General features: G+C 68.0%; 24 protein-coding genes. 15 read left to right on the forward strand and 9 right to left on the reverse strand.

Annotated features, from left to right (window positions below):
• Complete coding sequence (locus D0901_RS02425) at nt 1-987, reverse strand: Bug family tripartite tricarboxylate transporter substrate binding protein (RefSeq protein ID WP_129138698.1); 987 nt, start codon at nt 985-987, stop codon at nt 1-3.
• A gap of 212 nt (nt 988-1,199) precedes the next feature.
• Here D0901_RS02425 and D0901_RS02430 point away from each other — a divergent pair, with 212 nt between their 5' ends.
• The 5 genes from D0901_RS02430 to D0901_RS02450 are packed head-to-tail and all read left to right on the forward strand — an operon-like array spanning nt 1,200 to nt 5,719.
• Nucleotides 1,200-1,823, forward strand: a complete 624-nt coding sequence (locus D0901_RS02430; RefSeq protein ID WP_129138699.1) for a helix-turn-helix domain-containing protein — start codon at nt 1,200-1,202, stop codon at nt 1,821-1,823.
• Nucleotides 1,820-2,485, forward strand: coding sequence for a response regulator transcription factor (locus D0901_RS02435; protein ID WP_129138700.1), 666 nt, complete (start codon nt 1,820-1,822; stop codon nt 2,483-2,485). The genes D0901_RS02430 and D0901_RS02435 overlap by 4 nt, the downstream gene beginning before the upstream one ends.
• Nucleotides 2,482-3,846, forward strand: coding sequence for a sensor histidine kinase (locus D0901_RS02440; protein ID WP_129138701.1), 1,365 nt, complete (start codon nt 2,482-2,484; stop codon nt 3,844-3,846). Before D0901_RS02435 ends, D0901_RS02440 begins: the two co-directional genes overlap by 4 nt.
• Nucleotides 3,843-4,955 (forward strand): ABC transporter substrate-binding protein, encoded by a 1,113-nt coding sequence (locus D0901_RS02445; protein ID WP_129138702.1) that lies wholly within the window; start codon nt 3,843-3,845, stop codon nt 4,953-4,955. Before D0901_RS02440 ends, D0901_RS02445 begins: the two co-directional genes overlap by 4 nt.
• Nucleotides 4,952-5,719 carry a TlyA family RNA methyltransferase gene (locus D0901_RS02450; protein ID WP_129138703.1) on the forward strand — a complete coding sequence of 256 codons (768 nt, stop codon included), beginning with the start codon at nt 4,952-4,954 and terminating at the stop codon, nt 5,717-5,719. Before D0901_RS02445 ends, D0901_RS02450 begins: the two co-directional genes overlap by 4 nt.
• A 42-nt stretch (nt 5,720-5,761) precedes the next feature.
• On the opposite strand, the gene mscK is transcribed toward D0901_RS02450, so the two are convergent.
• Complete coding sequence (gene mscK / locus D0901_RS02455; RefSeq protein ID WP_425256166.1) at nt 5,762-9,112, reverse strand: mechanosensitive channel MscK; 3,351 nt, start codon at nt 9,110-9,112, stop codon at nt 5,762-5,764.
• Between the two features lie 154 nt (nt 9,113-9,266).
• Here mscK and D0901_RS02460 point away from each other — a divergent pair, with 154 nt between their 5' ends.
• The 7 genes from D0901_RS02460 (at nt 9,267) to D0901_RS02490 (ending at nt 14,207) form a co-directional block, all read left to right on the forward strand.
• On the forward strand, nt 9,267-10,217 hold the full coding sequence (locus D0901_RS02460; protein WP_233440332.1) for a phospholipase A: 951 nt from the start codon (nt 9,267-9,269) through the stop codon (nt 10,215-10,217).
• Between the two features lie 57 nt (nt 10,218-10,274).
• Complete coding sequence (locus tag D0901_RS02465; protein ID WP_129138705.1) at nt 10,275-10,616, forward strand: ElaB/YgaM/YqjD family protein; 342 nt, start codon at nt 10,275-10,277, stop codon at nt 10,614-10,616.
• Nucleotides 10,616-11,011, forward strand: coding sequence for a phage holin family protein (locus D0901_RS02470; RefSeq protein ID WP_129138706.1), 396 nt, complete (start codon nt 10,616-10,618; stop codon nt 11,009-11,011). The genes D0901_RS02465 and D0901_RS02470 overlap by 1 nt, the downstream gene beginning before the upstream one ends.
• Nucleotides 10,998-11,291 (forward strand): YqjK-like family protein, encoded by a 294-nt coding sequence (locus tag D0901_RS02475; RefSeq protein ID WP_129138707.1) that lies wholly within the window; start codon nt 10,998-11,000, stop codon nt 11,289-11,291. The genes D0901_RS02470 and D0901_RS02475 overlap by 14 nt, the downstream gene beginning before the upstream one ends.
• Before the next feature lie 239 nt (nt 11,292-11,530).
• A complete protein-coding gene (locus tag D0901_RS02480; RefSeq protein ID WP_129138708.1) occupies nt 11,531-12,304 on the forward strand; it encodes a phosphatase PAP2 family protein in 774 nt (257 codons plus the stop codon).
• On the forward strand, nt 12,301-13,944 hold the full coding sequence (locus D0901_RS02485; protein WP_129138709.1) for a phosphoethanolamine transferase: 1,644 nt from the start codon (nt 12,301-12,303) through the stop codon (nt 13,942-13,944). Before D0901_RS02480 ends, D0901_RS02485 begins: the two co-directional genes overlap by 4 nt.
• A 53-nt stretch (nt 13,945-13,997) precedes the next feature.
• Entirely contained in the window at nt 13,998-14,207 is a 210-nt protein-coding gene (locus tag D0901_RS02490; protein WP_129138710.1) for a hypothetical protein, read from the forward strand.
• A gap of 1 nt (nt 14,208) precedes the next feature.
• Here D0901_RS02490 and D0901_RS02495 read toward each other — a convergent pair whose 3' ends face one another.
• The 4 genes from D0901_RS02495 to D0901_RS02510 form a co-directional block, all read right to left on the reverse strand.
• Complete coding sequence (locus D0901_RS02495; RefSeq protein ID WP_129138711.1) at nt 14,209-16,068, reverse strand: DUF3413 domain-containing protein; 1,860 nt, start codon at nt 16,066-16,068, stop codon at nt 14,209-14,211.
• Nucleotides 16,069-16,201: 133 nt separating this feature from the next.
• The gene (egtB, locus tag D0901_RS02500; protein ID WP_129138712.1) at nt 16,202-17,506 is read right to left on the reverse strand and encodes an ergothioneine biosynthesis protein EgtB; all 1,305 of its coding nucleotides are present in this window, start codon (nt 17,504-17,506) and stop codon (nt 16,202-16,204) included.
• A gap of 129 nt (nt 17,507-17,635) precedes the next feature.
• Nucleotides 17,636-18,040 carry a nucleoside-diphosphate sugar epimerase/dehydratase gene (locus D0901_RS02505; RefSeq protein ID WP_129138713.1) on the reverse strand — a complete coding sequence of 135 codons (405 nt, stop codon included), beginning with the start codon at nt 18,038-18,040 and terminating at the stop codon, nt 17,636-17,638.
• A gap of 40 nt (nt 18,041-18,080) precedes the next feature.
• On the reverse strand, nt 18,081-19,274 hold the full coding sequence (locus tag D0901_RS02510) for a BaiN/RdsA family NAD(P)/FAD-dependent oxidoreductase (protein ID WP_129138714.1): 1,194 nt from the start codon (nt 19,272-19,274) through the stop codon (nt 18,081-18,083).
• 186 nt (nt 19,275-19,460) lie between these two features.
• On the opposite strand from D0901_RS02510, the gene D0901_RS02515 reads away from it, so the two are divergent.
• A complete protein-coding gene (locus D0901_RS02515; protein WP_129138715.1) occupies nt 19,461-19,883 on the forward strand; it encodes a SpoIIAA family protein in 423 nt (140 codons plus the stop codon).
• Between the two features lie 3 nt (nt 19,884-19,886).
• Here the strand turns inward: D0901_RS02515 and D0901_RS02520 are convergent, their stop codons facing one another.
• Nucleotides 19,887-20,414, reverse strand: a complete 528-nt coding sequence (locus D0901_RS02520; protein WP_129138716.1) for a hypothetical protein — start codon at nt 20,412-20,414, stop codon at nt 19,887-19,889.
• A 257-nt stretch (nt 20,415-20,671) separates the two neighbouring features.
• Here D0901_RS02520 and fnr point away from each other — a divergent pair, with 257 nt between their 5' ends.
• Complete coding sequence (gene fnr, locus D0901_RS02525) at nt 20,672-21,427, forward strand: fumarate/nitrate reduction transcriptional regulator Fnr (RefSeq protein ID WP_129138717.1); 756 nt, start codon at nt 20,672-20,674, stop codon at nt 21,425-21,427.
• Between the two features lie 266 nt (nt 21,428-21,693).
• Nucleotides 21,694-23,343 carry an FMN-binding glutamate synthase family protein gene (locus tag D0901_RS02530; protein WP_129138718.1) on the forward strand — a complete coding sequence of 550 codons (1,650 nt, stop codon included), beginning with the start codon at nt 21,694-21,696 and terminating at the stop codon, nt 23,341-23,343.
• 31 nt (nt 23,344-23,374) lie between these two features.
• Here the strand turns inward: D0901_RS02530 and D0901_RS02535 are convergent, their stop codons facing one another.
• Nucleotides 23,375-23,971: a DUF4202 domain-containing protein gene (locus D0901_RS02535; protein WP_129138719.1), complete on the reverse strand. Its 597-nt coding sequence runs from the start codon at nt 23,969-23,971 to the stop codon at nt 23,375-23,377.
• Between the two features lie 135 nt (nt 23,972-24,106).
• Nucleotides 24,107-25,012 carry an ectoine hydroxylase gene (gene thpD / locus D0901_RS02540; RefSeq protein WP_129138720.1) on the reverse strand — a complete coding sequence of 302 codons (906 nt, stop codon included), beginning with the start codon at nt 25,010-25,012 and terminating at the stop codon, nt 24,107-24,109.
• Nucleotides 25,013-25,105: the final 93 nt, after the last annotated feature.

A 25,105-nucleotide genomic window follows, 5' to 3' on the forward strand; every position in this document is an offset into this window, starting at 1 on the left:
TTACTTGATCAGCCCGATTTCTTTGGACAGGTTCTGGATGTCCTGGATCTGGCTCTTGACGTACTGCTCGAACTGGCCTTCACCCGGATGGAACGGCATCAGCCCGTTCTTCTGCATGACGTCCTTCCACTCGTCGCTCTTGTAGAGCGTGTCGATGGCGTCGACCCAGTACTGCTTGGCGTCATCGGAGACCTTGCCCGGCATGTAGAAGCCACGCCAGTTGGCGCCGATGGAATCGATCCCCTGCTCCTTGGCGGTGGGGATGTCCGCGAACTTGCCCGGCAGACGCTCGTCGGAGAGCACCGCGAGCACGCGCAGGTCGCCGGACTCCATGAAGCCCTGGGCCTCGGAGATGTCGCCGGTGAAGGCATCGACGTGACCGCCGACCACCTGGGTCATCGCTTCGCCGCCGTTGTTGTACGACAGGTAGGGAATCTTCGGCAGATTCTCGACGCCGGCCTTGTTGGCGGTGATCAGGACCTTGAGGTGGTCCCAGCCGCCGTTGGCGCTGCCGCCGGCGAACTTGACCGACTTGGGATTCTTCTTCAGCGCGTCCATCAGGTCGTTGAGGTTCTGGTACTGGGAATCCTTGGCCACGGCGATGACACCGTAGTCGGCCCCCACGGCCCCGATCCAGTTGACGTCATCGGCCGTCATGCCCGGGAACTGGCCCTGGGCGAGACGCGTGGTGGTGGCGGTGGACGCCGCAACCAGCAACTGCGGATCGTCGTCGCGCTTGCTGACGGTATGGGCATAGGCCACCCCGCCGCCGGCGCCGGCCATGTTGGTGGTCTGGACGCTGGCCGGCACCAGATCGAGATCCTCGAGCACCTTGCCCACGCTGCGGCAGGTGAAATCCCAGCCGCCGCCCGGATCGGCAGGCGCGATGCAGTCGACCTTGCCGGACGGCTGGAAGGCCATCGCCAGGCCGGCGCTGAGGGTCAGCGACGCGGCGGCGAGAAACTTGAGAGGCGTTCTCATCGACATTGTTCTAGTCCCCTGAGAAAAGTGGATCAGGAATGAAGGCTCACTTGCAGGACGCTGTCAGCCACCTTACAATTCTGTAAGGAAGAACGGCGTTCCTTAGGGTGGAAACTAGGCAGTTCACCATAGCGCGTCAACGCCTATCCCACGACTTGCGACCAAAGTTCAATGACGGATGTTTCAGATCACGCGATCGCACGAGGCACACTGACACCATGGCACAGGACCGCGTTGAGGCGGTGGAAAGAGCGTTGACGATCCTCGAGGTCTTCGATGCCCCGCAGGAGCGTTTCACGCTCGCCGAACTGGCCGCCGCCACCGGCTTCTACAAGAGCACCCTGCTGCGCCTGCTGGGCTCGCTGGAGCGCTTCGATTACGTGCAGCGCGACCGCGACGGGCGCTTTCGGCTGGGCCGGTCGCCGGTGCGTCTGGCACGCCGCCACCTGCCCAACCGCCGCCTCGAGACCTGGATCCAGCCGGTGCTGGAGGGGCTGGCCGAAGCCAGCGGCGAAACCGCCGCACTGCTCGAGGCCGACGACGATCACGTCGAATGCCGGCTGGTCGCCCTGCCCGCCTGCGGTCTGCGTCACGACCTGCGCCCCGGCACGCGCTGGCGGGCGACGGCGGACGCGCCGGCCCTGGACTTCGCCGGTGGCTGCATGGTCTGCCGCCCGATCGCTGACGACGCCGACCAACGCGCGCTGTGGCTGGCCCTGTCGGGGCCCGCGGGGCGGCTCGACCCGTCACGCGCCGCCCGGCAACTGGACGCCGCCCTGGCCGAACTGGCCCGCCGCCCGGGCGACGCGCCCCGCGCCGAACGCGCCGAGGCCGCGCCGTGACGAGGCTGCTGCTGGTCGAGGACGACACCCTGCTCGCGGAGACCCTGCAGGATGCCCTGCGTCTCGAGGGCTACGCGGTGGCCACCCTCGCCGACGGCGACCAGGCCCGCGAGCGCCTCGCCGAGGCGCACGCCTTCGACCTGATCCTGCTCGATCTCAACCTGCCCGGCACCGGTGGCCTCGACGTGCTCGAGACCCTGCGTCGCCACGATCGCGACACGCCGGTGCTCATCCTCACCGCCCGCGGGGCGATCGAGGACCGCGTGCGCGGCCTCGATCTGGGGGCCGACGACTACCTGGCCAAGCCGTTCGCCCTCGACGAGCTCGAGGCACGCGTCCGGGCCCTGCTGCGCCGCCGCCAGAAGAGCGGCGGCCAATTGCAGGTCGGGGCGCTGGCCTTCGACGCCTTGGCGCAACGCTTCACCCTCGGCGATGAACCGCTCAACCTGCCGCCCCGCGAACAGCGGCTGTTGAGCTGCCTGATGCGCCACGCCGGCGAGCCGGTCGACAAGGCCCAGCTCGCCGGGGAGGCCTTTGCCGGCGAAAGCCTCGGCGACAACGCCATCGAGGTCTACGTCCACCGCCTGCGGCGCCGCCTGGCCGACAGCGGCGTCGAGCTGCGCACGGTGCGGGGCCTCGGCTACCTGCTGGCCACCCCGTGAGCGCCACCCACAGCCTCTACCGGCGCCTGGCCACCTGGCTGCTGCTGCCGCTGCTGGGGCTGGGCACGCTGATGCTCGTTCAGGCCTACCTGAGCGCCCGCGACGCCGCCGACCGGGCCTTCGATCGCCTGCTCGAGGCCTCGTCGCTGGCCATCGCCGAACAGGTCAAGTGGCAGGACGACCAGCTCTGGCTCGACCTGCCGCCGGCGGCGCTGGCCATGCTCGCCACCGACGCCCAGGAACGGGTCTTCTACGCCCTCTACGACGACCGCGACAACTTCATCACCGGCAACGCCCGGCTGCCCGGGCTGACGGCATCGGACGACACGGCGTTGCACTACGGCGATATCCGCTGGCACGGCATGGCCCTGCGTCTCGGCGTGCGCGCCTCCCGTCTGGAGGGCTGGAGCCAGCGCGAGCGCTTCGAGGTGCGCGTCGCGCATACCCGCGAGGGTCGCGACCGGCTCGCCCTGTCGCTGTTCGCCGGCAGCCTGGGCCGGATCGCGATCATGGCCCTGCTCGCGGTGGCCGTGGTACTGCTGGCGGTCCGCGCCGCCCTGGCTCCGCTGACCCGCCTGCGCCGGGCGATACGCGGACGCGATCCACGCACCCTGGCACCACTGGCGCTGGAGCTGCCCCGCGAGCTGGCCGAACTGCGCGAGACCCTCAACGACCTGCTGGCCCGCATGCGCCGCGTGCGCGCCAACCAGGAACGCTTCGTCGGGGACGCCTCGCACCAGCTGCGCACGCCGCTCGCCGGGCTCTCGGCACGTGCCGAACTGGCCCTGCGCCAGGACGACCCGCAGGCCTGGCGCGCCGCGCTGGAAGCGATTCAGAGCGCCAGCGCGCGTACCGCGCGGCTGGCCGTGCAGTTGCTGTCGCTGACCCGCCTCAACAATCCCGAAGCCACGCCCGCCCCGGCCTGTCTCGACCTGGTCGAGACCGCCCGCAGCGCCACGCGCCATGCCCTGGCCGCCTGCCATCGTCGGGGCATCGACCTGGGCCTGGAGGCCCCCGACGACGCGGTGATGATCGACGGCATCGACTGGCAGCTCGAGGAAGCACTCAACAACCTGATCGACAATGCCCAGCGCTATGGCGCCAGGCGCATCACCGTGCGCGTCGGCGCCCTGCCGCCAACCCTCGAGGTCGAGGACGATGGCCCCGGCATCCCCGCCGAGCAGCGCCTGCTGATGCTGCGCCCCTTTCACCGTGGCGCCGAGACCGGCGACGGCTCGGGGCTGGGCCTGGCGATCGTCGACGGCATCGCCCGCACACACCATGCCCGGCTGACCCTCGCCGAGGGCCATGGTGGCCGGGGCCTGCGTGCCACCCTGCTGTTCCTGGGAGACCGCGAATGAGAGCCGCCCTTGCCCTGTTCCTGAGTCTGCTGCTGGGCCTCGCCCCGGCCGGCACGGCCGGCGCCCAGTCGCGGCTCGACTACCCGGCCCGGGCCGGCGGAACCGGCACGGCGCTGACCATCAACGGCGCGCTGGACACGCCGCTGATCGCGCCGCTGCTCGAGGACTTCCACCACCGCAACCCCGACATCGCGCTGCGCTACGACAACCTCACCACCCTGGCGGTCTACAGCGACTTCCTCGACGACGAGACCGACCCGCGCCCCGACGTGGTGCTCTCCTCGGCGATGCCCTGGCAATACCGGCTGGCCAACGACGGCTATGCCCAGCCGCTGGAGAGTCCCGCCGCCCGTGCCTGGCCCGAATGGGCCCGCTGGCGCCATGAGCTGTTCGCGATCACCTTCGAGCCGGTGGTGATCGTCTACCGGCGCGAGCTCGCCGAGCGTTTCGGCGCGGTGACCAGCCACGCCGGGCTGCTCGACCTGCTCACCGAGCACCGCCAGGCACTCGAGGGCCGGGTGGTCACCTACGACCCGACGCTCAGCGGCGCCGGCTACTCCTACGCCATCGAGGAAGCCCGCCTTTCGCCACGCTACTGGGAACTGGTCGCCGCGCTTGGTAGCGTCGACACCGCCCTGGTCGGCACCACCCGCGAGATGCTCGAGGGCCTGGCCGCCGGTCGCTATCTGCTCGGCTACAACCTGCTCGGCAGCTATGCGCGGGACTTCGTGAGCAGCCATCCGGGCCTGGAGATCGCTGTGCCCGACGACTATGCGCTGGTCACCCAGCGGCTGGCCTTCATCCCCCGCGATGCCCCGCACCCCCGGGCCGCACGGCGGTTCCTGGACTACCTGCTGAGCGAGGCCGGGCAGCGTGCGATCAGCGAACTGACCACCCTGGGCGCGATCCACCCGGCCCTCGACGGCCCCGGCACCGCCAACGCCCTGCGCGAACGGCTCGGCGACGCCCTGCGGCCGATCCGCATCGGCCCGGGACTGCTCGCCACCCTCGACCGGCTCAAGCGCGAGGCGCTGCTGGCACGCTGGACACGCGAATTCCGACGCGGCACGATCGGCGCCGCCGCCCCCCAGGAGACGACCCCGCCATGAAGCGCCTCGACCAGTTGCTGCTCGCCCAGGGCCTGGTACGCTCGCGGACCCGCGCCCAGCGGTTGATTCGCCACGGCCGGGTGAGCCTGGCCGACACGCCCCAGCGCGTTCTCACCCGCCCCGGCGAGAAATGGCCGGAAGATACCCGCTTCGCGATCGCCGACGACCCCGAGGAGCGTTACGTCTCGCGGGCCGGCCTCAAGCTCGAGGCCCTGCTCGACGATCTCGCCCTGCGCCTCGACGGCCGGCTGGTGCTGGACGTCGGCCAGTCCACTGGCGGCTTCACCGACTGTGCCCTGGCCCGGGGTGCCCGACACGTGATCGGCATCGAGGTCGGCCACGACCAGCTCGACCCCGCCCTGCGCGCGGATGTCCGCGTCACCTGCCTGGAAGGCCTGAATGCCCGGGCGATGAGTACCGACACGCGGCTCGCCGCCGCCCTGGCACGCCACGCCGGTGAGCGGCCACGGGTCGCGGTGATGGACGTGTCGTTCATCTCCCAGACCCTGATCCTCCCCGAGCTGGCCCGGGTGCTCGGCGAGGGCGGCGAGCTGCTGTCGCTGGTCAAGCCGCAGTTCGAACTGGGCCCGGGGCGGGTCGACGCCCGCGGCATCGTCACCGACCCGGCCGCCTATGCCGAGGTCGAGACGCGCATCCGCGGTTGCTGCGCCACGCTGGGTTTCACGCTCGCCGCCTGGCGGGAAAGTCCGATCCGCGGCGGTGACGGCAACCGGGAATTCCTGCTTCACGCCCGGCTCGACTGAGCCGGGCACGGATCCCATCGCCTGCCGCGGGACAGGCCCCGCTCAGCGGCCGGCGTCGTTGTCCTCGACGCCGGCCGCGCCGGGATCGGTCAACGGCGGCGAGCCACCCGGCGCCGTGCCCGACGGAGAGGCGCTGCTCTCGATCCGGGCGACGGTGCCATCGGCCCGGTGCAGCCAGACATCGAGCTGGTTGAAGGCGATCTCGATACCGTGCTCGGCGAACAGCTCGCCGACCCGGCCGTTGATCTCGTCGGTGGCCAAGAGCCGGTCGCCGAGGGTGTTGACGAAGATGCGCAGCTCGAAGTCCAGCGTGCTCGCCCCGTAGGCCATGAAGAACACCTGCGGCTCGGGGTCGGCGAGGACCCGCGGGTTCTCGTCGGCGGCCTGGCGCAGCAGCGCGTGAACCCGGCGATGGTCCGAGCCGTAGGCGACGCCGAAGCTCAGCACCACACGGGTGATGGTGTCCGACAGCGACCAGTTGATCAGCTGGTCGGTGACGAAGGTCTTGTTGGGGATGATGATTTCCTTGCGGTCGAAATCGGTGACCGTGGTGGCGCGGATACGGATGCGGCTGACCGTGCCGTGCAGATTGCCCAGGGTGATGGTGTCGCCGATACGCACCGGCCGCTCGAAGAGGATGATCAACCCCGAGATGAAATTGGCGAAGATCTCCTGCAGGCCGAAGCCCAGCCCCACGCCGAGCGCCGCCACCAGCCACTGCAGCTTGCTCCAGGACACCCCCAGCGTGCCCAGCGCGGCGACCACCCCGCCGCCGACGATGGCATAGGAGAGCAGCGACGACATGGCATAGGCACTGCCCTGCTTGAGCGACAGCCGTGACAGCACCATCACCTCGAGCAGCCCCGGCAGGTTGCGCGCCATCAGGAAGGTCAGCACCACCGTCACCAGGCTGGTCAACACGTCGGCCATGGTGATCGGCGTCTGGCTGATCGCCTCGCCCGCCCCCTGGGTGATCGTCCACACCGCGATGTGATCGAGATAGGAAAGCGCGGTCAGCAGATCGGCCCACACCAGATAGAGCACCAGGGTGAAGCCGAGAAACAGGATCAGCTTCGACAGGCGCAATGACTGCTGATTGACCTGATCGAGATCCAGCGGCGGCTCCTCGACGACTTCCAGGCCGCCCTCGGCGCCCTCCTGGACCTGGGCGCGGCGCCGCGCCACCGCCCGGCGGTAGGCCAGACGCCGGGCCGCCACTGCCAGCCCGCGCACCACCGCGGCCTCGACCAGGATCCAGCCGCCCAGGATGTAGAGGCTGATCACGAAGCGGCCGACCAGTTGCAGCGCGGTGTACTCGTAGCCCAGCACGATCAGCCCGGCCAGCACCAGATTCACCGCCGCCAGGGCCAGCCCCAGCGCCAGGCGGAACACCTTGACCCCGAAGAACGGCGTGTGGGCCAGGATCAGCCGCGCGATGACCACGCTCATCGCCAGCAGCCCGGCCAGCAGCACCAGCAGTGCCAGCGGGCGCGACTCCAGCGAAGCGCCGCCGTCCTGGGCCAGCGTGCTGATCAGCAGGACCGGCACCAGGGCCATACCCAGCCACCAGAGCAGGCGACGCAAGCGGGCGGCGTACTTCGCCGGCCAGTGGAAGTGACGGATCGCCACCCCGTCGCTGACCAGCAAGCGGCGGGCGAGTTCGATCACCGCCCAGGCCAGCGACAGATGCAGGACGGCTTCGCCGAGCCGGGCGAGCAGCCCCATGCCACCGAGCCACAGCGCCAGACCCGCACCGCCCAGCAGCAGCGGCCAGGGGATCGCCAGCAGCATGTTGAGCACGATCGCCCGCGGGGTGTGCATCTGGGTATCGCGCTTGAGGCGGCCGATCTCGTCATGCAGCGTCAGCAACTGGCGCTTGATGGGCCGGCGGCGCAGCAACAGGACCCCGGCCAGCAGCCACAGCGGCACCCCCCACAGCGCTCGGGCGCCCAGCGGCTGCCAGAGCGCGTTCGCCTCCTGCCGCCAGGCCTCCGGGGCCAGGTTGCCGGCGACGGTCGCCGGCAGGTGGCGCAGCCAGCTCAGGTTCAGCGGGCTGCGATTGGCCACCCAGAACAGCTGTTCCTCGATGGTCGCGCGCAGCGAGCGGCTGATCGACAGCAACTGCTGCTGATTGAGCTGCAGATCGATCGACGCCGTGAGCAGCTCGCCGTATTCCTGTTCGAGCTGATCGACCAGTTCGCGGCGCGACTTGTAGAGCCGCTCCAGGGAATCGATCAGCGCCGGGGTGGCCTCGACGCCGGCCGCGTCGAGCTGCTGGCGGGCCAGCGCCTCGACATCCAGCAGATCCTCGCGCTGACGGCTCAGCTCGAACTGCTTGAGGCGGATGTCGGCGATCTCCTCCTGCAGGCCGTCGAGGGCCTCGACCTTGGGAAGCTCGCGGCGCTGCTCGCGCAGGATCCGCGACAGCAGCAGGCTGCCGCGGATCGCCTCGATCTGCTCGTTGAGGGTGCGCTGCACCTGGCGTACCCGATCGAGCTGGGTGCGCACCTTGATACCCTCGCGCTCGTAGGTGTGGTGACGATCGATCGCCTCGAGCAGCGTCTGGCTGAGTTCGCGATTGAGCGACTGGGCCTTCATGACCACCGGGTGGCCGGCGGCGATCAAGGGATCGCGGCTCGCCGCCTCGGTCACCGCCGACTCGAGCTGCTGACGACGTCGCTGGTCGAGCACCGCCTGCATCAGGTTGAGGGTATCCTGGACGGTGTCGATCTGGCGGTTGAGGGCGTCGCGGCGACGCTCCGCCAGCGCGTTGAGGCGCGTATTGGTGGCCAGCTGCCGGCGATTGAGGGCCAACTGGCTCTCCGCCAGCTGCATCTCGGCCTGGTCCAGCCAGGCCTGGGGGGAATCCTCGGCCGTCGCGGCGTCGCTGTCGGCCAGGCGCAGGTCCTCGAGCTTCTGCAGGGCCTCGGTGATGTTCTGCTGGGCCCGCTCGGGCAGCGTCTGGGTGGCGATCAGCCGCGAGTTGGCATCGGCGAGCCGATTCTGCAGGCTCTGCAGCTCATCGAGGGTCTGGGCGAGATCGGCCTCCAGGGTTTCCTGGGAGCGCTGCTCGAGCGCCTTGGCGCTGGGCACGCCTCGATTGTCGGCCTCGCTGGCCGAGCGCTCGAGCCGCTCGATCTCCGCCGGCGCCTGTTCGAGGCGTTGCTCGAGATCGGCGCGTTCCTTCTCGACGGCGGCGATCTTGTCGAGGGTGGCGAGGACCGCGCTCAAGGTGTCCATCGTCTGCTGCTGGCCGGCGTCGGGCTTGGCCACGTCCTCGAGGGTCTTGAGGCGTTGCTCGACCGTGTCGCGCTCGGGCAGGTCCGGGGCTTCCTGGGCCCGGGCCGTCAGGGCGGCCGGCAGGACCATCAGGATCGCCGCCAGCATCGTCATCCATCGCCGTTTGATCACATCCGCCCCTCGTCCACTCGCTTCGCCGCAGCGATTGTGCGGCGACCGGCGACCCTTGGCAATCGAGGCGATAATTGACTTGCCGGCGAAGCGTGGTAGAAACGGACCTCTGATGTCTCCTACAGGACGTATTTCTATGGCCTCGCCGACCGCGCTGAAGGCATTCCCCCTGTGCATGATCTCGCTGATGCTCGCCCTGCCGCTGACCGCCCACGCCCAGTCGAGCGACGTCGAGGACACCGCCGACCAGCCCAGCGACCCGGCCACGGAGGCCGTGCTCGAACAGGCACAGACCCGCCGCGAGCTGGAGCGCGACTCCAACCGCAATCCGCTGGCGATCACCGTCTATCGCCGCAACTACCTGCTGCCCTGGACCTACAACACCGACCCCAACCAGGCGGATTTCGACGCCATCAGCGACAACGCCAACGCCGACAACGCCGAGGTCAAGTTCCAGGTCAGCCTCAAGATCAACGTGCTCGAGGACATCTTCGGTCACAACGGCGATCTCTACTTCGCCTACACCCAGCGCAGCTGGTGGCAGGCCTACAACTCCGATGCCTCGTCGCCGTTTCGCGAGACCAATTACGAACCCGAGACCTTCGTCAGCTTCGACAACGACCTCACGCTGCTGGGCTGGACCAACACCATCAACCGGGTGGGCTTCGCGCATCAGTCCAACGGCCGCTCCCAGACCCTGTCGCGCAGCTGGAACCGGCTCTACGCCGACATGCTCTTCCAGCGCGGCGAATGGGCGCTGAGCGTGGCGCCTCACTGGCGGATACCGGAAAGCGACGCCGAGGACGACAACCCCGACCTCGAGAACTACATCGGTTACGGCGACGTCACCCTGGTGCGCGCCTTCGGCGACCAGGAACTGTCGATGCTGGTCAGGGGCAATCCCGGCAAGAATCACTACGGCGTGCAGCTCGACTACTCCTTCCCGCTGGCCGGCAAGATTCGCGGTTACGTCCAGTATTACGACGGCTACGGAGAAAGCCTGATCGACTACGACAACGACGTGCAGCGGCTCGGGCTGGGCTTCAGCCTCAACACCTTTCTCGCCGGTATTCCGGGCAGCCGTTGAACCGTCAAATCACGCTGCTATGATGAAAGCGTCATTCACCGTCAAAGGAAGACACTCATGGCCATGTACCCCACCGGGCACTCCGATCGTGACACCAGCACGGCTCAACTGAAGGAAGATCTGCACAACCTGTCTCGCACGGTCGAGGAACTGGTCAATGCCACCGCGGAGGACTCCCGCGGCAACATCAAGGAAATGCGCGATCGTGCCCAGCAGCGCCTGCATGAAACGCGCGCCCGGCTGGAAGCACGTGGCGAGAAGCTCTATCACGATACCCGCGACAGCATGCTCGACAGCGCCGACATCTGCGATCGCTACGTCCACGAGAATCCCTGGACCAGCATCGGCATCGGCACCGCCGTCGGCGTCGTGGTCGGTCTGCTGCTCGGACGTCGCTGATGGCGGCTCGCCAAGGACCGGCGGAACGCGTCATCTCGGCGGCCCGCCGCCTGCTCGCCACCCTGGTCGCCACCGGCGAGTCGCGTCTGCGGCTCGCCGTGCTGGAGCTGGAACTCGAGCGGGACCGGCTGGTCTCGATTCTGCTGATGGCGGGCGCCAGCCTGATCCTGTTCTCGTTCGGTATCGGCATGCTGCTGCTGCTGGTCGTGGTGGTCTACTGGGAAGATCACCGCCTGCTGGCCATCGCGCTGTGTGCCGGGGTGTTGTTGCTGCTCTCCGCGGGGCTGGCGATCAAGGCCAAGCGCACCGCCAGACAGCGCCGGCTGATGGAAGCGACACTCAGCCATCTCGGTCAGGACCGGCAGATACTGGAGTCCTCTCATGAATCATCGTGAGCGGCTCGCGTATCGCGACCAGCTGGAAACCCAGATTCTCCAGCAACGCCTCGACATGGCCATGGCCCTGCGCGACTGGCGCGACGCCACGGCCCCCGTCGACCACGGCTGGGAACGGCTCATGCAGTGGCGAGCGCCGACCCTCGCCGCCTTGGGCATGGTCTCCTGGCGGGGCCTGCGTCGGCCCCGTTCGACGGGTCGGCTGATACGGCGCCTGATGACCGGACTGCTGCTCGCCAACCGGGTCCGCGCGGTATATCGCTCGATGCACCGCCACTAGCCTGCCACGTGGCGATCCCCCGGATCGCCACCCCTACCCGCTCCCCGAACTGTCGCTGCGCCCTCTCCGTCGGATCACACCATAGAGGAACCGATTGTCGCCTCGCGTGGCCGACACCTTCCCGCGGATGCGTTAAGTCCGGCTTAAGTTAACCGGCGCAGACTCCCTCGCATGTTCGTTGCGGTGCCCGTTCTCGATACGGGGCCGCCGAGATGTGAATTCGCGGAGCGCGCCCCGTCATGCCCGACCGACCCGACCTTTTCTCGTCTTCGCCGTCTCGCACACGGCGCGGGCAGGCCGTGCGCCAGCTGATCGTCGCCTGGCTGATCTTTGCCGCGATGATGACCCTGTTCGCCGAACTGGGGGTCGACTTTCGCCTGGCCGATCTGTGGTACGCCCTGGAGGGTGGCCGCTGGTCCCTCGAACACGCCTGGTGGACCCAGCGGGTCTTGCACGACGCCGGCCGCACGCTGAGCATCTCGATGGGGGCGGTGCTGATCGTGGCCCTGGTCCTGAGCGGAGTCAGTCCGCGGTGGCGCCGTTGGCGCAGGCCGCTGGGCTATCTGTTCCTGGCGGTCGCCGCCTCGACGCTCAGCGTCTCGCTGCTCAAGCAGACGATCAGCATGGACTGCCCCTGGGATCTCGCCCGCTACGGCGGGGATCGCGACTCCATCGGCCTGTTCGCCGCACGCCCCGCCGACTACCCGGACACCGCCTGTTTTCCTGCCGGACACGCCAGTGCCGGCTACGCCTGGATCGCGCTGTACTTCTTTTTCGCCCGCGTGGCCCCGCGCTGGCGCCGTGCCGGCCTCGCCGTCGGCCTGGGACTCGGGCTGGCCTTCGGCATCGCCCAGCAACTGCGCGGCGCGCATTTCCTCTCGCACGATCTCTGGACCCTGATGATCTGCGTCACCTGGAGTCGCCTGCTGGCCCTCTGGCTGCTGCCGCAGCCCCACCCCGGCCATCGCTTCCGGCCCGCCCATCCCACGCTACCGGGAGCCCCCGACACATGACCTCGTTCGTTTGGCTGTACCGAAACCTGGATCGCCGACTGCCACGCCCGACCCTGAGCAGCGAACGCCTGACCCTGATCGTCGCCCTGGCCTTCACGTTCTTCTACAACGGGGCGTTCTGGCACGGTGCCACGGCCGACCTCGACCTTTCCGCGCCGAACGGCTGGCTGACCCTGATCGGCTACGCCGTGGTCCTCACCGGCCTGCAATATGTCGTCTTCCTGCTGGGCGTCGCCCGCTGGAACGTCAAGCCTTTGCTCAGCGTACTGATCCTGATCGCCGCGGCGGTCAGCTACTTCACATCGACCTATGGCACCTACTTCGATACCACGATGATCGACAACGTGGCGCAGACCGATGTCGCCGAGGCCAGCGAGCTGATGACGCCGGGCTTCGTTCTGCATCTGGTGCTCTACGGGGTCCTGCCGGTACTGCTGGTGTGGCGGGTGCGCGTGCCACGACAAACCTGGAAACGTCGGCTCGGCGGGCGCCTCGCCTACCTCGCCTCCACGGCGGTCGTGCTGGTGGCGGCGATCCTGCTCGGCTATTCGCACCTGTCGCCACTGATGCGCAACCACAAGGAGCTGCGCTATCTGGTCACGCCCGGCAACTATCTGGTCTCCTCCGGTCGGGTACTGGCCGACTCCCACGAAACCGGTCCGCAACAGCGCCTGCCGCTCGGCGAGGACGCCACCCGCGACGTCCACTCGGGCAAGCCGAGACTGCTGGTGATCGTGGTCGGCGAGACGCTACGGGCCGCCAACTGGGGGCTGGATGGCTACCAACGCCAGACCACGCCCCACCTCGCCAAACGCGACCTGGTCAACTATTCGGACGTGCGTTCCTGCGGCACGAGTACCGCGGTCTCGGTGCCCTGCCTGTTCTCGCCCTGGGGGCGTGACGACTACGACGCCGACGCCATCGCCTCGCACCAATCGCTGCTCGACATTCTTCAGCACACCGGCATCGACGTCACCTGGATCGACAACCAGTCGGGCTGCAAGGGCGTCTGCGACGGCGTCGACAGCGTATCGATCGGTGCCGACGCCTATCCCCGATGGTGCGACGGCGGCCGCTGCCTCGACGAAGCCCTGGTCGAGGCGCTGAGACGCCGGCTCGACGGCCAGCCCCACGACCGGGTGATCGTGCTGCATCAGCTGGGCAACCACGGTCCCAGCTACTTCGAACGCTACCCGCCGGCCTACCGGCACTTCACGCCCGAATGCCGGGACCCCGACCTCAGTCAGTGCGAGGCGCGGACGATCGTCAACGCCTACGACAATGCCGCGCTCTACACCGATCACGTACTGGATGCGCTGATCGGCACCCTGCAGGCTCAGAGCAGCTACGACAGCTCGCTGATCTACCTCTCCGATCACGGCGAGTCACTCGGCGAACACGGCCTTTACCTGCACGGGCTGCCGTATGCCATCGCCCCCGACGAGCAGACCCATGTGCCGATGATCTGGTGGCTCTCGGCGGGATTCCGCCAGGCACTAGGCATCGACGAACAGTGCCTCGAGGCCGACGCCGGCGCGCCGCACAGCCAGGCCAACCTGTTCCATACCGTGCTCGGGATCAGCGACGTGAAGACTCGCGTCTATCGTCCCGAACTCGACCTGAGCCGAGCCTGCCGATGAGCGCAACGCGTCCCACGGTCGGCCAGCCTCCGGCAAACCAGCGAGGTTTCGACATGGCGATACCGAGACTCCTTCACCGTCTTGCGGCGCGCTTCGAGCGCCTCGCCGAGCGTCTCCTGCTGCTCGACATCGGCGTGCTGCTGGGTCAGCTGCTCGCCGTGCTGCTGATCCTGCCCTTCGCCATGCTGCTCGGCCTGGGCCGGGCCACGCGCTGGCTGTATCGTCGCCGCTCGCGCAAGGTCCCGCGCCCGCTCAGACGCTGAGTCAACGGGCGTAGAACCGGCGCATCGTCTGCATCGCCGCCTGCACGGCCGGTGACACCTGCTCCTCGAGCGGCTCGAGACGGCGATCGACGACCTTCCAGTCACCGGCGCCGTCGATCACCGTGATCCGGTCGTCCTCGATGATCGCGGTATCCAGATAGCTGCTGGCCGTGACCCAGTCGTGATCCAGCCCGGGGTCGAGCAGGTCGCGGCCCTGGCTGTAGTCGTCGACGGGATTGCGACACCCCAGGGCGTGGCGCATCAGCATCGGTACCACGTCGAGATGACTGGTCATGCCCTCGACCTCGCCGGGTTCGACGCCGGGGCCGTGGAGGAGCATCGGCACCTGGGTCTGCGGCGGCGCGAAATGGCTGTTGTGTCCCCAGTAGTTGTCGCCGAAATCGTCGAAGGATTCGCCGTGGTCGCCGGTGATCACCAGCAGGGTGTCGTCCCACTCGCCGTGGCGCTTGAGATCCTCGATGACCCGCGCGATGCGCCGGTCGACGTTGTAGACGGCGTTGCGGTGCAGGTTGAAGTACGGCGCGGGATCGGTGTTCGGCCCCAGGGCCAGGTAGTCCATGTGCGCCGCCGAGGGCGTGAAGGGGGTCTCGCCGCCCTCGGGCACGCTGTAGCCGTGCGGGGCGTCGTAGAACAGCATGCCGAACCACGGCCGTCCCGCGTCGTCCTCGCGACGCCGGGCCTGCCAGTCGAGCCAGTGGCGGGTCATCTGCCGGTCGCGTTCGGCCGGCGTATCCCCCGACGGCGCCGACGGCAGCTCCGGCACGGAGGCGAAGATCGAACGGTCGAAACCCACGCTGTCCAGGCTCGCCGAGGCGAAGATGCCCAGCCGATAATCCTGGGCCTGCAACTGCTCGATGAGCAGCGACGGCGTCTGCGAGTTCTCCAGGCGATGGTAGTAGTTGCCGGTGAGTCCGTAGAACAGGCTCATCACCCCGGTGCGCGTGCTGTTGCCGCCACTGAAGTGATGCCGGTAGCGGCGCCCCTCCCCCTCCAGTTCACTCAGGATCCGTGGCGTGATCTCCGGACCGACCTCGTCGTGCCGCCAGGTATCCACCAGGATCACCATCACGTTGGGCGGCGAAGTGCCGGGATCGCACTGCAACGGTGCCTTCGGCCAGTCGATGTCGTCCGGGGCGTCGTGAACGATATCGGCACGCGCGGCACGCATCGCCCGCGGATCGAGCCAGCCGTGCGCCTTCATGAAGCCCTTGGCGGTGGCCGGGAACAGCAGCGGGAAGATGTTGACCTGCTGGGTCACGCTGCGCTGGTAGCGCGCATCGGCGACGATGTGGATCGCATGACTGGCCAGCAGCGCGACGACGAGGACGCCGACGCTCCGCCACAGCGGCAGCCGGCGAACGCCATCCGCGCGCAGCAGGCGCCGGGCCAGCCAGCTCTCGACGAGCAGCAGCCCCGTCACCACCCCGGCGACGATCAGCCAGGTCGAGCCAGTGAAGCTGAAGATCTCGCCGTTCTTGTCGTCGAGGAACAGCGAGACCATGAAGTGGTTGATGTGAAAGCGATACTGGGCGAACACCACGGTGTCGACCAGCATCAGCGCCAGGCCCGCCGCGGCCAGCACGGCGGCTGGCAGCCACAGCACGCGGCGGGGCAGCACCAGCCCCAGGACGGCCAGTACCAGCCAGGCCAGCAGCACCAGCAGGCCGAAATGACCGACCCAGGTGACGATCAGATAGGCGATGCCCATCGGGTCGTGGGGCACCGCCAGAAACGGGGTATAGCGCAGGGCGATCAGCCACACCGCGACCAGGTTGATCAGCGCAAAGGCCAGGGTGCCACGCAGACGTCGGCGGTAACCAGCGAGGAATGTCAGGGTCATGAAGCGGTAACACGATTGACTCGAAAGGCGCGTAGTATGTCACGCCCTCCGGGCGATGCACACGGACCGCCATCGACCGCTGCGCCCGGTACCGCTTTTCCCGACCCTCGCTCGCCCGGCGTCGTCGACCGCGTCAGGCCTCGCGGGCGAGCCGTACCCCGGAAAAGGCCCAGCGCGCGTGGGGCGCAAAGAAATTACGATAGGTCACCCGCTGGTGCGCCTGCGGTGTCGCGCAGCAACCTCCGCGCAGGACCATCTGCCCCGACATGAACTTGCCATTGTATTCGCCGAGACTCCCCGGCAGGGGTCGAAAGCCCGGATAGGGTCGATAGGCGCTGCCCGTCCACTCCCAGACGTCACCGAACAGCTGGCCCGGCCGGTGCGGTGTTGGCACCGCGGCCATCGGCTGAAGGTGGTCCTGCTCGACGAAATTGCCTGCCAGTGCCGCGTCGCGGGCGGCGATTTCCCATTCGGCCTCGTCGGGCAGCCGCGCACCCGCCCAGCGGGCATAGGCATCGGCCTCGAAGAAGCTCACGTGGCATACCGGCGCCGCGGGATCCAGCGCTCGCAGCCCGCCGAGCGTCATGTGCCACCAGGCACCATCCTGCTTCCGCCAGTAGAGCGGCGCCTGCCAGCCGGCGGCGTTGACCTGCTGCCAGCCGTCCGCGAGCCAGTGATCGGGCCGCCGGTAGCCGCCGTCCTCGATGAAGGCCAGGAATTCGCCGTTGGTCACCGGCCGGCTGGCCAGCTCGAAGGCCTCGAGAAAGCGCCGGTGGCGCGGCGTCTCGTTATCGAAGGCGAAGCCGTCCTCGTGCGGGGCGTGGCCAATGTGGTGCAGGCCGGCGGGATAGCCCAGCCACTCGACGGGACCCGGGTCGGCAGACGGGCATGTGGCGAGATCGTCGCGATACACCGGGTCGAGGGGGCTCTGGGCCAGGATGTGCTTGATGTCCATCAGCAGCAGTTCCTGATGTTGCTGCTCGTGGTGCAGGCCCAGCTCGACCCGACGCAGGATCTCGTCCAGATGCTCGGTAGGCGGCGCTTCCAGAAGCTCGCCCATGGCTTGGTCGACGTGAGCCCGATAACGGTATACATCGGCCACCGTGGGGCGGGAGATCACCCCGCGCCGCGGCCGCGGAAACGGCGTGCCGTGGGTCTCGTAATAGGAGTTGAAGAGAAAGTCGTAGGCCGGGTCGAGGGTGCGGTAGCCGGCCAGGAAGGGCGTCAGGAGGAAGGCCTCGAAGAACCAGCTGACGTGGGCCAGATGCCACTTGGGCGGGCTGACGTCGGGCATGCTCTGCACGACGTGATCCTCGGTCTCGAGGGGCGCGCAGATCGCTTCGCTGGCCGCGCGGACACGCTGATAGCGGCGCAGCCACTCCTTGAGGTGACGATTTTCCAGGGTATCGCCATCGAGGCGCCGGGCGGTGGAAGGCATGGTGACGCTCCTGTCGGGGGATTCATCCGTGAAGGATCGCTGCTCACTCAGCGTAGGTGCTCGTCATGGACCTTCAAGCCATGCCCTCAGCCCGCAGTAATCCGCTCCCCCATGAGCGCGCGGACGAGATCAGTGGCCGCGTGCCGCGCGCAGCTGCGTCTCGAGCGGCTCCGGCGCCGCGCCGGACAATCGCACCACGGGCACGCCCGCCTCGCCCAGGGCGTCGCGGGTCGCGCTGTCGAACATGGCGAGCGTCGCCGGGTCGTCATGCACCACGGCGACCACGCCATGCCGACGGGCCAGCGACGCGGCCTCGCTCGGGTAATGGACGCGCACGCCTTCCACCTCGGTGCCGTGGTTCCAGGGCTCGTCGTCGATCACCGCCACCGCCGTGTAGCGTCTCGAGGCGGCGATGCGTGCCAGCAGCCGGTAGCTCGCGTAGCCCAGACCGCAGACGATCAGCGCCTGGCGGTCGCCGCGGTCACGACGACCCAGGCGGCCCAGCACCCTCAAGCGCTTGCCGATCCGCCTCATAAGCGCCCGTCCTTCCCGGAGCGCGCCGTTGCCCGCCCCCTCACAGCGCCAGCCCGCAGGCCACGCCCGAGGCCCAGGCCCACTGGAAGTTGTAACCACCCAGCTCGCCGGTGACATCGAGCACCTCGCCGATGAAGCGCAGTTGCGGCAGCTCGCGAACCGCGAAGGTCTTCGACGACAGGGCCCGGGTATCCACGCCGCCCAGGGTGACCTCGGCGGTGCGCCAGCCCTCGGTGCCGGCGGGCTTGATCGACCAGCGGTTGAGGCGTTCGCCCCAGGCCTCGAGCTGGGCGTTGGAAGCCTCGGCGAGCACACCGTCGTCGCCGTGCCATTCGATCAGTGCCTGGGCCAGCCGCCGGGGCAGACGTTCCGCCAGCCAGCTCGACACGTGGCGGCGCGGGGTGGCCTCGCGGGCCTCGCGCAGCGCCGCGAAGGCGTCGACACCGGGCAACAGGTCGATGTCGAGGGCGTCGCCCGGCTGCCAGTGACTGGAGAGCTGCAGCATCGCCGGCCCGGAGAGGCCGCGATGGGTGAACAGCAGCGGCTCGCGGTAGCGCCCGTTCCGGCAGCGCGCCTCCACCTCGCAGGCGACACCGGACAGCGCGGCGGCGCGCGCCTTCCATTGCGAGGTCAAAGTGAACGGCACCAGGGCGGCACGAGTCTCGGTCACCGCCAGGCCGAACGAGCGGGCCACGTCGTAGCCGAAACCAGTGGCGCCCATGGTGGGGATCGACAGCCCGCCAGTGGCGATCACCACCGCGCCGGTGTCGAGGGTTCCCGCCGACGTGGTCAGTCGCATCCCGTCGCCATGGCGCTCGACGCGCTCGATCGTCGTCGCGAGCTGGATGTCCACGCCCGCCCAGTCGCATTCGGTGAGCAGCATGTCGAGGATCGGGCGCGACGAGTCGGCGCAGAACAACTGGCCCGGCGCCTTCTCGACCGGCTCGATGCCGTGACGTTCGACCAGTTCGAGAAAATGCTCGGGGCGGTAGCGCTTGAGTGCCGAGATGCAGAAATGCGGGTTCTGCGAGAAGAAGTTGTGCGGCCCGGTGTCCATGTTGGTGAAATTGCAGCGCCCGCCGCCGGACATCAGGATCTTCCTGCCGGGCTTGCTGGCGTGGTCGAGCACACGCACGCGCCGCCCGGCGTAACCGGCGGTCAGGGCGCACATCAGGCCGGCGGCACCGGCGCCGACGACCACCACATCGGGATTGGGACAGCTCCTGGCGCTCATCCGAGGACTCCGGGGTCATGGCGTGACGAGGCCGGCATTCTACCAGCCCCGCCGCGTCGCGACAGCGCGGCATGTCTTTCGCGGCCTGAGCGCCGCGCCCGCGTTCGGGCCCAACGGCGGCGGCGGTCGATGCCCGAGCGCAGACGCTCTGCTACGCTCAATGAAACCTCGCCAGGAGTCGTCATCATGCTCGAGATGATCACCGCCCCAGCGCCGCATGTCGTCGCCCTGCGCCTGAGCGGTCGACTCGACGCCAGCGAACTTCAGAAGGCGATCGACGCCATCGAGGCCGCCAAGCAGGACCATCCCCGGGTCAGCCTCTACACCGAACTCGATGCCCTGCGCTGGATGACCGCCTCTGCGCTGCTGCGCGACCTGGGCTACGGCCTGACCCAGGTCGGCCAGCTCAGTCACTTCCATCGCGCCGCGGCGGTGTCCGACCATCTGTGGATGCGCCCGCTGGCCGCGCTGGAGAACCACCTCTTCAAGCCGCTGGAAGTTCGCGTCTTCTCCAACGACCACAAGCACGAGGCCATGGCCTGGGTCTGCGAACTGCCCGACGGCCAGGCCGGCCAGGAAACGCCGCCGACCTCGCGGCAGGCGGGCTGACCGCTAGGCCCTGCGACGGCGCAACAGGGGCATCAGCGGGATGACGGCCGCCTCCCGCCAGCCCGGCTGGCTTTCCTGCAGAATCCGGCATTCGGCGCTTTTCTGGGTGACGATCGTCTCGAGCAATGCCTGCCAGGCGGTGACCGCGTTGACCCGCAACCAGGCACGGTAGTGCGCCAGCGAGGCCTCCGCCCGTTGCTGGGCGTCGGCAAGCAGCGCCGAGGCCATCGCCTCGTCGGTGACGAAGAATGGCCCGCAGGATGGCGCTTCGGCCGTGGCGCGATCTTCGGAATCCAGCGAGGTCCAGTCGAGCAGTTGCAGCCCGCGGGCCGTGCTCGCCAATGCCAAAGCCCGCCGCCGACTCTCCTCGGCCAGCGTCTCGAGCAGGCGGCTGAGGGCGGGGTGATAGGTCAGAAAGCGCAGGGCCAGTTGGCGATAACGCGCTGTCTCGCCGGCTTCATGCGCGATGGCCGGGAAGCGCCCCTCTTCCGGCAGGATAGCTCTTGTCTTGTTATCGAACGCGCACGGCATCGTCGGTCTCCCTGGTGAACAGGTCTGTCCGGGCGCGACAACAGGTCATGCCCGATCCCGAAAGGGTCTTGAGGCCCTCTCATGGCGCGCAATGTACTCAGCGAATACCAAGTAAACTTTGATGGACGTCATGCGTCCGGCAATGAAGGGCAAGCAACCAGCAAACTCAGCCCGGTCCAGGTGGCAAATACCAGTCTTTTTACTCGTTCATGCTCTTCCATACTCACCGTGGGACAGAGCATCAGGGAGTGTCTGACATGACCAAGCCGAGCCGCCTCATGCGATTCGCCGGCTCGCACGACCTGCGCTGCCAGACGTGCAGTCTGAGCGCGCTGTGCGTTCCCTCGACCCTCACGCTACGGGATGTCGAGCGGTTCGAATCGCTGACCCGCCAGTGGCCGCCCTTGCACAAGCGGCAGATATTGCTCCATCAGGAGTCGCCCTTTTCCAGTCTGTTCGTCGTGCGCTCGGGCAGTCTCAAGCAGACCTCGCGCTGCCCGTCGGGAGACGATCAGATCACCCACTTCTTCCTGCCGGGCGAACTGGTCGGACTGGATGCCATCGGCGCCCACCACTACCCGGGGACGGTGACCGCCCTCGAGACCACCACCGTCTGCGAGATTCCCTATCACCATCTCGACGGCCAGAGCGATAGCGTCGTCGGACTCAGGGAACATCTCTTGCAGGTGATGAGCCGCGAACTCCATAACGAGCGCATGCTGGTACGCGTATTGTTGCGACGCACCTCCGACGTGCGTCTGGCAAGCTTCTTCGTGGCCATGTCGGCCCGCTTCCAGCGCCGCGGCTATTCACCCCACTGCTTCCGGCTGGCCATGTCGCGGGCCGATATCGGCAGCTACCTGGGGCTGGCGGTCGAGACCGTGAGCCGCCTGCTGGGGCGCTTCCAGCAGTCGGGGTTGATGACCACCCGCGGGCGCGAGTTCGAGATCCACGACCTCGACGCCCTGAGCCGTCTGGCGGAGGGCGAAGGCCGTCAGAGTGCGCTTGGCTGACCGGTCGGACGGCACTACCCCGAGCGGGTAAGCCACGATGCGCCACGTATCGCGGCGGATGGGGCCATGCCTGCGATGGAGATGCGTCATGGCCTCGACGACGCCCCTTTTCAGTCTGGCGACCGAGAGGGCGTGGGTCGTATCGGTGACGGTACTACTGGGACGACGGAACGACACGGGGGATAATCGGTCCTCTCATCATGACGGGCTGACAACGCGTGACGGCCTGTCCTGGACTGCCCCGCATCGTCGACAGGAGCCCACCGATGCACCAACCTTCGCTGTTGAGTCGCCTCCCCTTCCGCTATGCCCCCTATATCGTCAGTCTGATCGGCCTGGTCGTCTCGCTGGGGCTGTGGCCCGTGGCGTCGGGGTGGGGCTGGGCGGCCACGATCTTCGCCGCCCTGGCCGCGCTGGGCACTTACGATATCCGGCAGAAGTCTCACACGGTGAGCCGCAACTATCCGATCCTCGCCCACTTCCGGTACGGCCTGGAGTCCATCGGCCCCGAGATTCGTCAGTACTTCATCGAGTCGGACACCGACGCCCAGCCGTTCTCCCGCGAGCAACGCTCGCTGGTCTACCGGCGCGCCAAGAACGTCTCGGACAAGAAGGCCTTCGGCTCGGTCCTGGATCTCTACGCCGAGGGCTACGAGTGGATGAGCCCCTCGCTGCATCCGGCGACGATCGACGATCACGACTTCCGGCTGGTAATCGGTGCCGACTGCGACAAGCCCTACTCGGCGAGCGTGTTCAACATCTCGGCGATGAGCTTCGGCGCGCTCTCGCCCAATGCGATCAGCGCCCTCAACCGGGGCGCGCGCGACGGCGGCTTCTACCACGACACCGGCGAGGGGGCGATCTCGCCCTACCACCGCCACGGCGGCGACCTGGTCTGGGAAATCGGTTCGGGCTACTTCGGCTGCCGCAACGACGACGGCAGCTTCAGCGAATCGCGCTTCGTCGAGAACGCCACGCTCGAGTCGGTCAGGATGATCGAGATCAAGCTCTCCCAGGGGGCCAAGCCCGGGCACGGCGGCATTCTGCCGGCCGCCAAGGTGACCCCGGAGATCGCCGCCACCCGCGGCGTGCCGATGGGCCGGGACGTGGTCTCGCCGGCCGGCCACAGCGCCTTCACCACGCCCCTGGAGATGATGGCCTTCATCGCCCGGCTACGCCATCTCTCCGGCGGCAAGCCAGTGGGCATCAAGCTGGCCATCGGCCACCCCTGGGAGTGGTTCGGGCTGGTCAAGGCGATGCTCGAGAGCGATACCCGCCCGGACTTCATCGTCGTCGATGGTGGCGAGGGTGGCACCGGCGCGGCACCGCTGGAGTTCATCAATCGGCTGGGGATGCCGCTGACCGAAGCGCTGCTGCTGGTCCACAACACCCTGGTCGGCGCCGGGCTGCGCGAACGGATTCACGTCGGCGCCTCGGGCAAGATCATCTCGGCCTTCGACATCGCGCGGACCATCGCCCTGGGGGCCGACTGGTGCAACGCCGCCCGCGGCTTCATGTTCTCGCTGGGCTGCATCCAATCGATGTCTTGCCACACCGACCGCTGCCCCAGCGGCGTGGCCACCCAGGACCCGCAGCGCGGGCGCAAGCTGGATGTCGCCGACAAGTCGCAGCGGGTCCGGCAGTTCCACGAGAACACCCTCGAGGCACTGGCCGAGATGCTGGCCGCCGCGGGCCTGACCCATCCCGGCCAGCTAGGCCCCGAACACGTCCTGCGGCGTGCCTCGCCAACCGAGGTCCAGACCCTGGACACGCTCTATGCCTATCTCGCCCCGGGCGAGCTGCTGGAGGGGACGCCGACCCACCAGGTGTACCGGCATTTCTGGGACAGCGCCCGCGCCGACGCCTTCCGGCCCCCCGAGGAGGAGCTGGAGCGGCGCCAGACCAAGCTGCGCTGAAGCGCCGGAGAAGGCATGGCCGAGGCACTCTTCAGGCGGCGCCCAGGGCGCGCTGGACCAGTGCCCGCGCCGCCTCCGGCAGGTCGATGGTCATCGCCAGCTCGTGGCCCCGCGGCGACATCTTGGCCCAGGTCTTGCGCAGGATACGCAGGATCTTGTCGTCGTCGTGTCGGGCCGCGAACGCGGCGAACTCGTTGTCGAGAAACACCAGGCAGGCGGTATCCTCCAGCGCCTGGGTCTCGGGATCGCGGCGCAGCCCTTCTTTGCGGATCAGGCTCGCGACCCGCTCGCCGGTCGCCGCGTCGTACCCCACCGCCTTCAGGATCCCGGCCGCCATTTCCGCCTGACGCCGCCCCAGATCGCGACGCCAGGTCAGATAGCCGGGTCGGTCACGTGGGTAATCGTCGCGAGGAACCTGCCAGCGTTGCAGATGCTGAGCGCGAACCGCCAGGCGCAGGGCCTCGGAGGCCTCGGGCAGTACCCGGTCCAGCCAGGCGCTCATGCAGCGGGCATAGTGCAGTTCGTAGGGCAGCGTCTCGCCCTCGACCCGCACGGTGCGCGGATCCTCGGCGTGCAAGGCATCGAGTCGTGCGATGGCGCGCGTGAAGCGGGTGTCGGTATCGAGCATGCCGATCTCCTCCTGGGCCAACCCGCCCTCCACCTTACGGCATGCCGTGGAGAGCGCCAACGCCGGGGGCGCACAGACGCGACGGGCACCCCGTGGGGTGCCCGTCGCATGGGATCGGCGATCGCGGTGTGCGATTCACTCGACCGGGGTCAGCGGACGCCAGTCCTTGCGATTGGCGAGGAACTCCGGCCGCGGACGATTTCCGCAGTAGGGGTCGTGCAGGGTGTTCTCGACGCTGTTGTAGACGAAGAACAGGTTACTGCGCGGCCAGCAGGACATGTTGATGTTGGACCCGTGCAGAGTATTGCACTCGAACATCACCAGCGAACCGGCCGGTCCCTTGGGCGCCTCGATGTCACCCTCGACCATCAGGTCGCGCAGGCTGGCGTCGTCCGGTACGCCGATGTCCTGGCTCTTCAACGACTCCTTGTAGTTGTCCTCCGGGGTGCGTCCCACGCAGGGCACGAAGTAGTTGTGCGAACCGGGGACCAGCATCAGCGGGCCATTGAACTCGCCGTTGTCGGTGAGGATGATCGAGCAGCTCACCGAGCGCATGCGCGGCATGCCATCCTCGCTGTGCCAGGTCTCGAAATCCGAATGCCAGTCGAAGCCCTTGCCCTTGAAGCCGGGCTTGTAGTTGATCCGCGACTGGTGGATGTAGACATCGCTGCCGAGGATCTGCTGAACCATCGCCAGCAGCCGCGGGTCGCGAGTCAGCCGGCTGAAACGCTCGGATACCTCGTGGATACCGAAGATCGAGCGGATTTCCTCCTTGCCGGGCTCGAGGATGGTCCCCTCGGAGAGCTTGAGGTCCGCGTCGTCCTCGTAATCGCGCAACTCCTGCAGAAAGCTCTCCATCTCCTCCGGCGAGAAGAAACCCTCGAAGGACAGAAAGCCCTTTCTGTCGAACTCGTCGAGTTGCTCTTCGCTGAGCGGCCCCTTGCGCTGTTCACCTTCGCTGTGAACCACGGGGTCGATGCGCTCGAACATGCCCAGTTTTCGTTCGAGCCGGGTCGGGAAAAGATCCTGGGTCTCTTTCATCGCAAACTCCTCCATTAGTCTGCTTGCTACAGCGTCACTTTCGGCTGCTTGACCTTAAACGTAGACGTTGCATAAAGCCTCAACAATCACAGC

The sequence above is a fragment of the Modicisalibacter coralii genome (assembly GCF_004117855.1).
Classification (GTDB): Bacteria; Pseudomonadota; Gammaproteobacteria; order Pseudomonadales; family Halomonadaceae; genus Modicisalibacter; species Modicisalibacter coralii.

What these genes read in the sequence shown, in the direction of transcription:
- D0901_RS02425 (WP_129138698.1), bottom strand. Translation starts at nt 987, where the DNA reads ATGTCGATGAGAACGCCTCTCAAGTTTCTCGCCGCCGCGTCGCTGACC.
- D0901_RS02430 (WP_129138699.1), top strand. Translation starts at nt 1,200, where the DNA reads ATGGCACAGGACCGCGTTGAGGCGGTGGAAAGAGCGTTGACGATCCTC.
- D0901_RS02445 (WP_129138702.1), top strand. Translation starts at nt 3,843, where the DNA reads ATGAGAGCCGCCCTTGCCCTGTTCCTGAGTCTGCTGCTGGGCCTCGCC.
- D0901_RS02450 (WP_129138703.1), top strand. Translation starts at nt 4,952, where the DNA reads ATGAAGCGCCTCGACCAGTTGCTGCTCGCCCAGGGCCTGGTACGCTCG.
- mscK (WP_425256166.1), bottom strand. Translation starts at nt 9,112, where the DNA reads ATGACGATGCTGGCGGCGATCCTGATGGTCCTGCCGGCCGCCCTGACG.
- D0901_RS02460 (WP_233440332.1), top strand. Translation starts at nt 9,267, where the DNA reads ATGGCCTCGCCGACCGCGCTGAAGGCATTCCCCCTGTGCATGATCTCG.
- D0901_RS02465 (WP_129138705.1), top strand. Translation starts at nt 10,275, where the DNA reads ATGGCCATGTACCCCACCGGGCACTCCGATCGTGACACCAGCACGGCT.
- D0901_RS02470 (WP_129138706.1), top strand. Translation starts at nt 10,616, where the DNA reads ATGGCGGCTCGCCAAGGACCGGCGGAACGCGTCATCTCGGCGGCCCGC.
- D0901_RS02475 (WP_129138707.1), top strand. Translation starts at nt 10,998, where the DNA reads ATGAATCATCGTGAGCGGCTCGCGTATCGCGACCAGCTGGAAACCCAG.
- D0901_RS02480 (WP_129138708.1), top strand. Translation starts at nt 11,531, where the DNA reads ATGCCCGACCGACCCGACCTTTTCTCGTCTTCGCCGTCTCGCACACGG.
- D0901_RS02485 (WP_129138709.1), top strand. Translation starts at nt 12,301, where the DNA reads ATGACCTCGTTCGTTTGGCTGTACCGAAACCTGGATCGCCGACTGCCA.
- D0901_RS02490 (WP_129138710.1), top strand. Translation starts at nt 13,998, where the DNA reads ATGGCGATACCGAGACTCCTTCACCGTCTTGCGGCGCGCTTCGAGCGC.
- D0901_RS02495 (WP_129138711.1), bottom strand. Translation starts at nt 16,068, where the DNA reads ATGACCCTGACATTCCTCGCTGGTTACCGCCGACGTCTGCGTGGCACC.
- egtB (WP_129138712.1), bottom strand. Translation starts at nt 17,506, where the DNA reads ATGCCTTCCACCGCCCGGCGCCTCGATGGCGATACCCTGGAAAATCGT.
- D0901_RS02505 (WP_129138713.1), bottom strand. Translation starts at nt 18,040, where the DNA reads ATGAGGCGGATCGGCAAGCGCTTGAGGGTGCTGGGCCGCCTGGGTCGT.
- D0901_RS02510 (WP_129138714.1), bottom strand. Translation starts at nt 19,274, where the DNA reads ATGAGCGCCAGGAGCTGTCCCAATCCCGATGTGGTGGTCGTCGGCGCC.
- D0901_RS02515 (WP_129138715.1), top strand. Translation starts at nt 19,461, where the DNA reads ATGCTCGAGATGATCACCGCCCCAGCGCCGCATGTCGTCGCCCTGCGC.
- D0901_RS02520 (WP_129138716.1), bottom strand. Translation starts at nt 20,414, where the DNA reads ATGCCGTGCGCGTTCGATAACAAGACAAGAGCTATCCTGCCGGAAGAG.
- fnr (WP_129138717.1), top strand. Translation starts at nt 20,672, where the DNA reads ATGACCAAGCCGAGCCGCCTCATGCGATTCGCCGGCTCGCACGACCTG.
- D0901_RS02530 (WP_129138718.1), top strand. Translation starts at nt 21,694, where the DNA reads ATGCACCAACCTTCGCTGTTGAGTCGCCTCCCCTTCCGCTATGCCCCC.
- D0901_RS02535 (WP_129138719.1), bottom strand. Translation starts at nt 23,971, where the DNA reads ATGCTCGATACCGACACCCGCTTCACGCGCGCCATCGCACGACTCGAT.
- thpD (WP_129138720.1), bottom strand. Translation starts at nt 25,012, where the DNA reads ATGAAAGAGACCCAGGATCTTTTCCCGACCCGGCTCGAACGAAAACTG.